Annotated in this window: 11 protein-coding genes; 9 read left to right on the forward strand and 2 right to left on the reverse strand. The window is 39.1% G+C overall.

The features are described from left to right. Positions 1-85: 85 nt before the first annotated feature. Positions 86-766: a hypothetical protein gene (locus AC3E9U_RS01695; protein WP_488745169.1), complete on the forward strand. Its 681-nt coding sequence runs from the start codon at positions 86-88 to the stop codon at positions 764-766. Positions 767-887: 121 nt separating this feature from the next. Here the strand turns inward: AC3E9U_RS01695 and AC3E9U_RS01700 are convergent, their stop codons facing one another. After that, positions 888-1,838, reverse strand: a complete 951-nt coding sequence (locus tag AC3E9U_RS01700; RefSeq protein WP_488745170.1) for a PhoH family protein — start codon at positions 1,836-1,838, stop codon at positions 888-890. Positions 1,839-1,934: 96 nt separating this feature from the next. On the opposite strand from AC3E9U_RS01700, the gene AC3E9U_RS01705 reads away from it, so the two are divergent. From AC3E9U_RS01705 to dnaN, 5 genes are all read left to right on the forward strand, one after another. Further along, on the forward strand, positions 1,935-2,762 hold the full coding sequence (locus AC3E9U_RS01705) for an SAM hydrolase/SAM-dependent halogenase family protein (RefSeq protein ID WP_488745498.1): 828 nt from the start codon (positions 1,935-1,937) through the stop codon (positions 2,760-2,762). A 119-nt stretch (positions 2,763-2,881) separates the two neighbouring features. After that, positions 2,882-3,178 (forward strand): putative quinol monooxygenase, encoded by a 297-nt coding sequence (locus AC3E9U_RS01710; protein ID WP_488745171.1) that lies wholly within the window; start codon positions 2,882-2,884, stop codon positions 3,176-3,178. A gap of 57 nt (positions 3,179-3,235) precedes the next feature. Then, positions 3,236-3,961 carry a gliding motility-associated ABC transporter permease subunit GldF gene (gene gldF, locus AC3E9U_RS01715; protein WP_488745172.1) on the forward strand — a complete coding sequence of 242 codons (726 nt, stop codon included), beginning with the start codon at positions 3,236-3,238 and terminating at the stop codon, positions 3,959-3,961. Next, entirely contained in the window at positions 3,961-5,649 is a 1,689-nt protein-coding gene (gene gldG / locus AC3E9U_RS01720) for a gliding motility-associated ABC transporter substrate-binding protein GldG (RefSeq protein WP_488745173.1), read from the forward strand. Before gldF ends, gldG begins: the two co-directional genes overlap by 1 nt. A gap of 96 nt (positions 5,650-5,745) precedes the next feature. Further along, complete coding sequence (dnaN, locus tag AC3E9U_RS01725) at positions 5,746-6,864, forward strand: DNA polymerase III subunit beta (protein ID WP_488745174.1); 1,119 nt, start codon at positions 5,746-5,748, stop codon at positions 6,862-6,864. A gap of 300 nt (positions 6,865-7,164) precedes the next feature. Here dnaN and AC3E9U_RS01730 read toward each other — a convergent pair whose 3' ends face one another. Continuing rightward, positions 7,165-8,001, reverse strand: a complete 837-nt coding sequence (locus AC3E9U_RS01730) for a universal stress protein (protein ID WP_488745175.1) — start codon at positions 7,999-8,001, stop codon at positions 7,165-7,167. 313 nt (positions 8,002-8,314) lie between these two features. Here AC3E9U_RS01730 and mnmE point away from each other — a divergent pair, with 313 nt between their 5' ends. From mnmE to AC3E9U_RS01745, 3 genes are all read left to right on the forward strand, one after another. After that, the gene (mnmE, locus tag AC3E9U_RS01735; RefSeq protein ID WP_488745176.1) at positions 8,315-9,748 is read left to right on the forward strand and encodes a tRNA uridine-5-carboxymethylaminomethyl(34) synthesis GTPase MnmE; all 1,434 of its coding nucleotides are present in this window, start codon (positions 8,315-8,317) and stop codon (positions 9,746-9,748) included. Positions 9,749-10,149: 401 nt separating this feature from the next. After that, the gene (locus tag AC3E9U_RS01740) at positions 10,150-12,108 is read left to right on the forward strand and encodes a T9SS type A sorting domain-containing protein (RefSeq protein ID WP_488745177.1); all 1,959 of its coding nucleotides are present in this window, start codon (positions 10,150-10,152) and stop codon (positions 12,106-12,108) included. A 63-nt stretch (positions 12,109-12,171) separates the two neighbouring features. Beyond that, complete coding sequence (locus AC3E9U_RS01745) at positions 12,172-12,570, forward strand: hypothetical protein (protein ID WP_488745178.1); 399 nt, start codon at positions 12,172-12,174, stop codon at positions 12,568-12,570. The last annotated feature ends 103 nt before the right edge of the window (positions 12,571-12,673 follow it).

Below are 12,673 nucleotides of genomic sequence, written 5' to 3' on the forward strand. Positions count from 1 at the left end.
TCCATAAGACCATGAAAATGCTTTGTTGGAAAAGTACGCGATAAAATATCCAAAACAGTATAAACAACTCAAAACCCTATAAAAAATGAAAACAAGATCTCTTTTAATAACAGGTTTGCTACTATTCGCCTCATTTTTTGTACAGGCGCAGACTAGCGGTGCTCCCAAGAGCGGACCTTCAATTCGATTGAACCTTTACGGCTCTTACGCTTTTGAAGACAGTTTTGACTCATACTATGACTACGGCTATTATTACAATGGAAAAATTGATGCCGGTTTCCTGTATGGACTCGGAATCGAATTTGAAGCTGCACCGATGACGTTTGTTGAGCTGTCCTGGCAAATGATGGACACCAACGTACCCGCACAATATTACAATGGGCCGGCTTTTGATCAAAATGCCAACTTTGACGTAGGGCTGGACTATATTTTGTTAGGTGGGAATAGAAGTTTCAGAAAACCCGGCGGAAAAGTAGAAGGCTTTTTTGGCTTAGGTGCCGGTGTGGGTATTGTAAAACTGGAAAATCCTGCTAATGGCAATTCAGATTCCTCGACAAAATTTGCATGGAATATGAAAGGGGGTGCCACAATTTGGGCTACTGAAAAAGTGGGAATCAAACTTCAGGCACAATTGCTGTCCATCGCGCAATCTGTTGGTGGTGGTGTATATATCGGTACGGGCGGACCTGGAGCCGGTGTAAGCAGCTATTCTTCTATTTACCAATTTACTTTGGGTGGCGGACTTGTATTCAACTTCCCAAGATAGACTAAGGATCCATTTAAATTTTTTGATAAAAAAACCCTACGCAACTTTAAAGTTATGTAGGGTTTTTTGATGCTTGGATTCTTCTGAAATTTAAATCCTTCACACATCCAACTGATTATCTCTAATCATGGTTTTCAATGCTCTTATAAGCATCAATTACTTTCTTCACTAATCTGTGGCGGACAATATCCTTGTCGTCAAGATAAATGATTCCGATTCCTTCGATATCTTTCAGCACTAATAAAGCTTCCTTTAAACCGGAAATGGTTCTTCGCGGTAAATCTACCTGACCTGGATCTCCCGTAATGATAAACTTAGCATTCTTACCCATACGCGTAAGAAACATCTTCATTTGCGAGTGCGTCGTATTTTGCGCTTCATCCAAAATTACAAAAGCGTTATCCAATGTACGACCACGCATAAATGCCAACGGTGCGATCTGAATAATCCCTTTCATAAGATAATCATCCAGTGTCTGAGGAGGAATCATATCACGAAGGGCATCATATAATGGCTGCATGTACGGATCCAGTTTTTCCTTCATGTCACCCGGAAGAAAACCTAAATTTTCGCCTGCCTCAACCGCAGGACGCGTTAATATGATTCTTTTTACCTGTTTGTCCTTTAAGGCTTTTACTGCCAGAGCCACTCCGGTATAGGTTTTCCCAGTTCCGGCAGGGCCTACAGCAAATACCATATCGTTTTTGTTTACGTATTCAACTAATTTCTGTTGATTAGGGGTCATGGCTTTAATCAGCTTACCTCCCAGTCCGTGTACCAGAATCTTGTCATGATCCGCCATACGCTGCTCATCCTGACTGTTCGTTTGCACGATGCGCTCAATTACATTATCATCGATGGAATTGTAACGCGAAAAATGATTGATTAAGCGATTAAAACGTATTTCAAATTCGTCCAAAATTTCCTTTTCTCCGTAGGCTTTCACCAGCGTGCCCCGGGCTACAATTTTTAATTTTGGGTATAATTTTTTAATTACTTCAAGATGTGAATCCTGTGCACCCCAAAATTCTTTTGGAGTGATGTCTGTCAATTCGATGGTTCTTTCGTTCAAAAGCAGCGGGATTTAATTAAAAAATAAGTTAGCTTTGCATTATCTCAAATCTAGTGAATTTTAGAAAAACTTTCTGTAATAATTATAAACAAAATGATGTCAATAATTACGCTAACAACCGATTTTGGACTGAAAGACCACTTTGTTGGCGCGTTAAAAGGCAAAATTATCACAGAACATCCTCAGGCTCAGATTTTTGATATTTCTCATAATGTAGATCTCTTTAATATTTCTGAAGCCAGCTACATTATAAGTGCTGCTTACAACAGTTATCCGAAGGGTTCTGTTCATGTAATTGGGGTAGATTCTGAACGCACTTTGGAAAACAAACATATCGCAATGCAATGGAACGATCATTTCTTCATTTGCGCCGATAACGGAATCTTAAGCATTCTTACCCAAAAAATAGTTCCCCAAAAAATAGCGGAGATCAACATTCACGACCGTTTGCCGGAAGGAGCGTCAGATATGGACGTATTTGTAAAAGTAGCCTGCCACCTATCCAAAGGCGGTGCAATGAGTGTTATCGGCAGGGAAATAAATACTATTAAGAAAGTAAATGAATTACAGGCGACTGTCGCATCTGATTTAAGTTCTGTGAAGGGAGCAGTCGTTTACGTAGATCATTTCGGAAACTGTGTGACCAATATTTCAAAAAAACTGATTCACGAAACCGGAAAGGGACGCTCATTTGAAATTCGTTTCGGAACCAAAACCATTAAAAGCATCCATAAAAGCTATTCGGATTTTAAAGTCAGTGATAAATTTACATTAAAAGACTTTGAAGGAGAACGTCTGGCCCTTTTCAACGAAGCCGATTTTCTGGAAATAGCCATTTATAAAAGTAATCCGTCAACCGTTGGTTCTGCGACCTCGTTGCTCGGACTGAAGTTTAGGGATGCAGTGACGATTCAATTTCTTTAAAGAAGAGATAAGAAGCAAGAAACCTGAGATCCGATATAAGAATAAACGAAGGGTTAACAGCCCACCAATGAATAGTAAATAACCGAAATAAACGAATAACCAAATAACCAAAAAATTGTATGTTTGTACGCATTGTAAAACTGAGTTTCCACGAAGAAAACATCCCTGCATTTCTGGAGAATTTTGAACTGATGAAAGAGAAAATCCGAAGCGCTCCGGGAAATCGTTTGCTTGAACTGTATCAGGATAAAAACAATCCGTGTATATTTTTCACTTACAGCTATTGGGAACAGGAACAGGATTTGGAAAATTACAGGAATTCAGAATTGTTTTACGATGTTTGGACGTTCACCAAAAAACTGTTTAACGACAAACCTGAAGCATGGAGCGTTGATAAGTTAGTTACTTTAGAATAATTATTAAATAATAATAAACATGAGGATTACGATGGTTTCGATCCTCGCTTTGATAAGATGAAAGCATTACTACTAAGAGAAATCAAATCGTTTTTCGGTTCGCCGATCGGGTATTTGGTTATCGCTATTTTTCTTTTGCTCAACGGACTTTTTCTGTGGGTCTTTGAAGGAGATTTCAATATTTTAAAGAGTGGATTTGCCGACTTGAGTCCGTTTTTCACTTTAGCGCCGTGGATTTTAATTTTCCTGATTCCTGCCGTAACCATGCGCAGTTTCTCGGATGAGAAAAAACAAGGAACGATCGAGTTAATGCTGACCAAACCATTAAGTACATGGGAAATCGTAAACGGAAAATTCTTTGGTGCTTTCTTGTTGATTGTAATTGCGATCATCCCTACAATCATTTATGTTTTCATTATTTCTGATTTAGGAAACCCGACAGGAAATCTTGATATGGGAAGCACGTTAGGCTCTTATTTCGGATTATTATTCCTGATCGCGGCTTATTCTTCGATCGGAATCTTTACTTCTACCCTTTCAGACAATCAGATTGTTGCTTTCATCCTGGCTGTTTTTGTTTGCTTTATTTTCTACTTCGGATTTGAAGGTTTAGCAACATACATGGGTGATTTCGGAGGTTTGTTTGCAAGTTTCGGATTTGATTATCATTTCAAAAGTATGAGCCGCGGTGTTTTAGATACCCGTGATATTTTATATTTCGTAAGCGTTACCATCGCCTTTTTAGCGGGAACGGTTTATCAACTTAAATCTTTGAAGTGGTAATGAAAGAAGCTAAAAAACAAGGATTAAAGCAATTAGGTTTACTTATTGCAGGATTAATTGCCATCAACGTTTTCGGAAATTACTTTTTCAAACGATTCGATTTAACCGCAGATAAACGTTATACACTATCGGAAGCTTCCCTGAACATTATCAAGCAGATTGACAGTCCGCTTTACATTGATGTGTTTTTGGAAGGACAGTTTCCCGCGGAATTCAAGCGTCTGCAAGGAGAAACCCGTCAGACATTAGAAGAATTCAAAGCTTACAACTCCAACATCATTTTCCAGTTTGTAAATCCGTTGGAAAAAGAAGAAGAGCGTGAATCCAATATGAAAATGCTATACCAACGAGGTTTAACGCCGGTAAGCATTACGGTTGATGACAAAGGAAAACAATCTCAGGAAGTGGTTTTCCCTTGGGCGATTGCCTCCTATAACGGTAAAACGACCAAAGTACAATTACTAAAAAACATGATGGGTGCTACCACAGAAGAAAAAGTGGTAAGTTCCGTGCAGCATTTGGAATATGCGCTTGCTGATGCATTCAACAAAATCACCAAACAGAAAGAAAAGAAAATCGCTGTTATTAAAGGCATTGGCGAATTACACGACATGCAGATTGCTGATTTCCTGAAAACAATCCGCGAGAGTTATTATATTGGGCCGTTTACTATGGATTCTGTTGCCAAAAGTCCGCAGCGATCGCTTGAAGCGCTTAAAAAATACGATTTGGCCATCATCGCAAAACCTTCTAAACGTTTTACAGAAGAAGAAAAAGAAGTATTGGATCAGTTTATTTTGAACGGAGGAAAAACACTTTGGCTGGTTGATAATGTACAGGCGGAAATGGATAGTTTATATAATGAATCCGGAGCTATCTTAGCCTATCCGAAAGATTTGAACCTCACCGACATGTTCTTCAAATACGGAGTGCGAATCAATCCGCTTCTGATAAAAGACGAACAAGCGACTCCGATAAAACTGGCCACCGGTGAACCGGGAAGCAAAACGGAATACCAGCAATATCCTTGGAAATACGCTCCGTTCGTATATCCGCAATCACAGCATCCAATTGTAAAAAACATTGAAGGTGTTAAATTCGAATTTGCCAATCCGATTGAATTGCTTAAAAACGATATCAAGAAAACCGTTTTAATGGAATCATCCCAATATTCGAAAGCTATTGGAGTTCCTACCGAGGTTAATCTTGAAATGGTAACGGAAGAAACCTCTCCGAAAGACTATCCTGCAGGAAGTGGTTTATTGCCCGTAGCCGTATTATTGGAAGGGAAATTCCATTCGATGTATGAAAACCGCGTACTTCCTTTTAAAGACAAATCATTTGTTAATCAGGGGAAAAACAATAAAATGATCGTTATTTCCGATGGAGATGTAATCAAAAACCAATTGGATCAGGCATATCAGCCTTTAGAATTGGGGTATGACAAATGGACCAATAACCTGTTCGGAAACAAAGAGTTCTTATTAAACTGTGTAAATTACCTTTTGGATGACAACGGACTTATCAACATTAGAGGCAAGGACGTAGATCTACCTTTATTGGACAAAGAAAAAGTTCATGAGAATTATACGTTCACACAGGCCGTAACTGTCGGATTACCAATACTTGTACTTGGTATTTTCGGATTCCTGTTTACCTTCCTGAGAAAGCGTAAATATGCCCGCTAGTTGTTAATAAAAAATATTAAAAAGTTAAGTAGTTTAGAATATATTTGTGAAGCTTAAAATGAAAAAAAAGTTTTACAGCCCTAAAAAAGAAAGAAGATGAAGTTTATAGTATCAAGTTCCTATTTGTTAAAACAGCTACAGGTTTTAGGTAGTGTTATCAACAGCAGTAACACCCTGCCTATTTTGGATAATTTCTTATTTGAATTAGACAACAACCAGTTACGTGTTTCATCCTCTGATTTAGAGACTACCATGTCTTCTACTTTAGAAATCGATTCTACAAGCCAAGGCAGTGTAGCCGTTCCTGCAAAGCTATTATTGGAGATACTTAAAACCTTCCCTGAACAGCCTTTAACGTTTACCGTTGAAGATAACAATACCATCGAAATCAGTTCCAATTCAGGTAAATATGCATTGGCGTATGCTCCGGGTGAAGAATTCCCTAAAGCTGTAGTTTTAGAAGAACCTTCTTCTACATTGGTTCCGGCTGAAGTATTGGCAACGGCTGTGAGCAAAACTATCTTCGCAGCAGGTAACGATGATTTACGTCCGGTAATGTCCGGGGTTTTCTTCCAGTTCTCTACAGAAGGATTGATTTTTGTTGCTACGGATGCTCATAAATTGGTAAAGTATGCCCGTGCTGATGTAAAAGCATCTCAGGCTGCCGACTTCATCATGCCTAAAAAACCTTTGAACATTTTGAAAGGAATTTTAAGCACATCGGATGCGGAAGTAAAAATTGAATACAACGATTCGAATGCGACTTTCTCTTTCGACAATTATACATTAACCTGTCGTTTGATTGACGGTAAATACCCTAATTACGAAGCGGTAATCCCGAAAGAGAATCCAAATAAACTGGTAATGGACAGATCACAGTTTTTAAGTTCTGTTCGTCGTGTGGCGATCTTCGCAAACAAAACCACGCACCAAATCCGTTTAAAAATTGCCGGAGCAGAATTGAATATCTCAGCAGAAGATATCGACTACTCAAACAAAGCAGAAGAGCGTCTGACATGTGATTACCAAGGTGATGATATGCAGATCGGTTTCAACTCCCGTTTCTTAACGGAGATGTTGACTAACTTACAGTCTGATGAAATCCAATTGGAGATGTCTTTACCAAACCGCGCCGGTATCCTTACTCCTGTTGACGGATTAGACGAAGGCGAAACCGTTACCATGTTGGTAATGCCGGTAATGTTGAATAACTAATTCAGAAGGCAGAAATTCAAAATTTTTAAATTCTAATTTCATATTTCTAAGTTCAAAAGTCTATAACCAACCCTTTTTATACCAAGAAACCGCAACCCTGTTATGAGGCTTTGCGGTTTTATTTTGTTAAAATATGGTTGTTTACCAACACTTATCTTCTATTCTCTATTCTCTATTCTCTATTCTCTATTCTCTATTCTCTATTCTCTATTCTCTATTCTCTATTCTCTATTCTCTATTCTCTGCTTTCTGCTTTCTGCCTTCTGCTTTCTGCTCTCTGCCTTCTAACCACTGATCACTTTACTTATGCTCATGAAAAGCCAAAATAGGTGTTTCACTATGGTAAGAAAGTTTTTGTGTCAGGCTATGGGTAAATAACTCCTGGAAGAAGTTACGTTTGTGAGTAACCATTGCCAGCATATCGATCTGCTGATGTTCCACAAAGTCGAGAATGGTTTCCTTAACATCATCATGAGGAACCAAATAGAATTCTACCGGTTCATTTTTAAAAGGCGCTTTGAAGAATTCCATACCTTCCTCTGTTACACTGAAATTTTTAGTTCTGACAGCTATACATTTTACATTAGCATGAAATTTCTTTGCAATGGCAACCACACGGTGCAATGCTTCGCTATCCAGATCATTAAAGGTCGTTGTAAACCCTATGTTTTGCAATCTGGTGAATTTTGCATTGTTCGGAACACTTAAAAGCGTTACCGGTACATTCACTATGGCATTTCCGGTATTGGATCCCAAGAAAACTTCCTGTAAACCGGAGGCTCCACTGGTTCCCATTACAATCATGTCTATCTTTTCTTCATGTGCCATTTCTTTCATGATGCGGACCAAATCGCCATGACGCAATACGTGGCTCATTTTTACATCCGAAAGCTGATGCTTGTCGGCTATTTCACGCAAAAGCGGAATCTGGTCTTTAAAATTCTCAAAGTTGTCCAATTCTATAGAATCGTATATCTCAACCAATGTCACCGGAACTTCCCCGAATGACACCGTAGGCAAATCATAAACGTGGAGTACAATTACCTCTGCATCGAACGATTTTGCCATTTCCAAAGCATACACAAACGCATTGTTCGCTGTTTCGGAAAAATCGGTAGGGAAAAGTATCTTTTTCATAACCATTGATTTTCAAATTCTTACATAAAGTTACTAAAAGAAACGCAAATAAAATCTGATTAATATCAGTTTTTCAATTATTTAACCGAGGAAAGAAAAAAGAGTATAGAGAATAGATAATAGACGAGGAGTAAAAGACAAGAAGCATGAAATAGAGATTAGTAATAGAAGACTTTGCCCCACATTCGCTCTTATATCTATATCTTATCTTCTATTCTCTACTTTCTATTTTCTATTTTCTATTTTCTCACTCCCCTTTCCTTCTTAAAAAACTTTGTACCTTTGCCCCTTTGTAACTCTGCAACTCAAAAAAATGATTTCAAACGACACAATTGTAGCTTTAGCAACGCCTTCCGGAGCAGGTGCGATTGCGGTTATCCGTATTTCGGGTAAGGATGCCATTGCCATTGCTTCTTTGGTATTTCAATCGGTTTCCGGTAAGGACATTAACCGACAGAAGAGCCATACGCTGCATTTAGGCCATATTGTGGACGGAAACAAAGTAGTGGATCAGGTACTGTTATCCCTTTTCATCGGAACAAATTCGTATACTGGGGAAAATACGGTGGAAATTTCATGTCACGGCTCAACGTATATCCAACAGCAGATTATCCAGTTATTGCTTCGTAAGGGATGCCGAATGGCTCAGCCGGGTGAATTCACCTTACGTTCGTTTTTAAACGGTAAAATGGACTTATCGCAAGCGGAAGCCGTAGCGGATCTGATTGCCTCGGATAATGAAGCATCCCATCAGATAGCCATGCAGCAGATGCGAGGCGGTTTCAGTACCGAAATTGCCAAGCTTCGTGAAGAGCTACTGAACTTCGCCTCTTTAATTGAACTGGAATTAGACTTTGCGGAAGAAGACGTAGAATTTGCAGACCGTACCCAGTTCCACGATTTGCTGAACCGAATTGAATTCGTATTAAAGCGACTAATTGATTCGTTTGCAGTGGGTAACGTAATTAAAAACGGTATTCCGGTAGCGATTGTGGGTGAACCGAATGTCGGGAAGTCTACCCTACTCAATGCTTTGCTGAATGAAGAACGTGCCATTGTATCCGACATAGCAGGAACAACCAGAGATACCATTGAAGATGAGCTGGTGATTGACGGTATCGGGTTCAGATTCATTGACACAGCAGGAATCCGTGAAACAAAAGACCATGTGGAGAGCATCGGAATCAAGAAAACATTTGAAAAAATCGAACAGGCTCAGGTAGTTTTATATTTAGTGGATGGTTCCCAGTTTACAGCCAACAGTCAACTGGACTTATTCATTAACGAAATAGGCAAAATTCAAAACCAATACCCGCTAAAATCGCTAATTGTTATTGTTAACAAGAAAGATGCAATCAGTCCTGACACGCTAACCCAAATCAACGACAGGTTAAACAAGTATAAGGAAGAACTGGCTACGGTTAACCGTCAATTGTCAACAATTTTCATTTCCGCCAAAAACAAAGAAGGCATAGATGATCTGCAAAATCAGTTACTTTCTTTCGTAAACACCGGAGCACTTCGCAACAACGAAACCATCGTAACCAATACACGCCATTATGATTCCCTATTGAAAGCCGTGGAAGAAATCCAAAAGGTACAATGGGGATTACAAAGCGGTATTTCTGCTGATTTAATGGCTATCGATATCCGTCAGGCATTGTACTACTTCGGAGAGATTACCGGACAGGTCACTAATGATGAGTTGCTTGGTAATATTTTTGCTAATTTCTGTATCGGAAAGTAACATTGCAATAAACATCAAGAATATACTTCATATAAAAAAAGGATCCTAATTGGTTCCTCTTTTTTTTTATTATTATAAGCATTGTATTGAAAACATAGATCTGCATTAAAAACGAAAACGTCTTTTTTAGGACTCCTCAAGGGGGACAATATTCAGACACCCCTAAAGTCCCCTCAAGGGGACAATTACAATAACAAATATCATCTTGAGAATCAACAATTTATTTTAAAAATAAAAACATCTTATGAGAACTCCCCCCTCGAGGGGGGCCTGGGGGGTGTATTATCAATAATCCAATAATATTCAAGCACTTCTATTTAACTATAAAATAACCATTTAACAAAATCCTGGTTAGAATTTGTTAAAATTCATAGTATAGTTTTGTCCAAACTAAAAAAACTATGAAAAAAACAAATTACTATTTAAGTATTGCAATGCTTTTCGCAACACTAAGCATTGCAGCGCAGACTACTTTAATCCCAACAGGTTCCAATTGGAAATATTTGGACAACGGGAGCAACCAGGGTACACTTTGGAAAGAAACAACATTCAATGATGCCGCTTGGAGCACTGGTAACGCACAACTTGGCTACGGAGACAGTGACGAAGCAACGGTTCTAAGTTACGGACCGAGTTCAAGCAACAAATACATCACGACGTACTTCCGAAAAACACTTACAATTGCTAATCCAACCGCTTACTCAAATTATACATTAAAAGTAAAGCGCGACGATGGCGTGATTATTTACATTAACGGAACAGAAGTATACCGTAACAATATGCCATCCGGATCAGTAACTTATACTACGGGCGCTTCAACAGCATGCAGTGACGACGGAGGCTCGTTCTTCTCTTCCACTCTTCCGCAAAGCGCTTTTGTGGCAGGAACAAATACCATCGCTGTCGAAATTCATCAAAACAACGGCACAAGTTCGGATATCAGTTTCGATCTTTCCCTGGAAGGAAATACAACAACTGCCACAACCATTAAGCACATCCGTTGGGGCAGTAACAAAAACCCTCTGGAAGGATTGACCATCAACTGGCGCAATACGGGAACAGCCGACAAGATTAAATGGGGTTATACTACTGCTTATGAACAAGGCCAGTTTAACGGAATCATGCGTACAGGTTATGCCGATAAATTCTTCAAATATACTTTCCCCACTGTTACAGCAAATGCGACTATTTATTACCAATTATACGATTCGCAATCCGGAGTTTGGACAGCACAAAAGACCTACCGTACCGCTCCTCCTGTAAATGCAACAAATTTCTCTTTTTTAGCGATTGGAGACAGCCGCTCCGGCATGAGTATCTGGAACCAGGTATCAAATTTAGCACATTCCAAAAATGCGGCTTTCACTATCTTTAATGGAGATATTGTCAATAATGGTGGTTCAGTGGCTGATTGGGACAGCTGGTTTGATAATGGTAAAAACTTTGTAGAAAACAACCTTGTTTACCATTCGTTGGGAAATCACGATGCAGCGAGTGTTCCGGATTATCAAAACAACTTTGAACTTCCTAAATCGGTTCCAAATACCGGAACCACATTATACTATGCTGTAGAATACGGAAATGCTGTTTTCATCTCATTAAACTCGGAAAGTCCGGGTGACACAACACAATACAACTGGCTGATAAGCACGTTACAGGCTAATGCTAATAAGCGCTGGAAAGTGGTTTTCTTCCACAAACCATTCTATACAATCGGAAGTCATGCAGGAGAAATGAACTCGTATTTTAATACGTGGTGGAAAGCTTTCGACGATTATGGTGTTGATTTAATTGTGAACGGGCACGATCATATGTACGAAAGAACCAAACCAATTAACCGAAACGTAAGTACTACTGCGGCAGTGGCCACATACGGAAGCGCAGCAACTGAAGGAAGATGCCAGATTGTTTGTGGCGGAGCCGGTGCGCCATTGTACACTGGAACGTCGACTTGGTTCATACAATCCTATCAAAGTAAATACAATTTCTGTAAGATGGATGTCACCGACAATGCGCTTTGTGTAACTTCTGTCGATAACAACGATGTGGTAATTGATTCGTTCTGCATCAACAAAACCACTGCTTTAGGGACTGCGAAAAGCGAGACTTTCAACCCTATTAAAGTTGTTCCGAACCCAATAACGGATATATTCACTTTAGAATACCAATCCGCCGATTTAGGAGAAGTCAGTATTAAGATTTATGATATGAACGGAAGAATGGTAGCAGAAGAAAAAGCCCATAAGTCGCAAAGCGACTTCAACTTCAAATACGATATGTCAAAATATCAGAAAGGCGTTTACAATTTGGAAGTAAGTATCGGAAAACAAAAAGACAACTGTCTTATTGTGGTAAAATAAGATAAAAGCACACTAACAAACCACTGATTTTTTACATCAGTGGTTTCTTCATTTTTAAAATTTATGATCATCCCAGCAAACAAATCAATAGCCAATACACTTGAATGGATTGCACGTGCCGGTGTTTTTGGCACTTTTTTCGGTCATGGTATTGTGGCCTATTTTGTTAATCCTAAATGGATTCCGTTATTAACCTGCGTTGGTTTTACAGAGGCTCAGGCCATTACTCTCATGCCCTACATAGGGATAATGGATATTATGGTGGCGTTTATTACTTTATTTTATCCGATAAGAAGCGTTTTGATGTGGGCAACCCTATGGGCTTTTTTAGCGGCCATGAGCCGACCCTTATCCGGCGAACCCATTGTTGAATTTGTAGAGCGTTCCGCCAATTGGTGCTTGCCTTTATTATTATTGGTTTTGATAAATAAACCTGCTGAAAAAGTAAAAACGGATAATTAATTTATCCGTTTTTAATTTTGTTTTTTGTTATTGTATTGTATCAAGGAAACTCTTGTGACCTCGACAGGATTCAAACCTGTAACCTTCATTTGCTAGCACAATA

The organism is Flavobacterium sp. 21.1 (assembly GCF_057801535.1).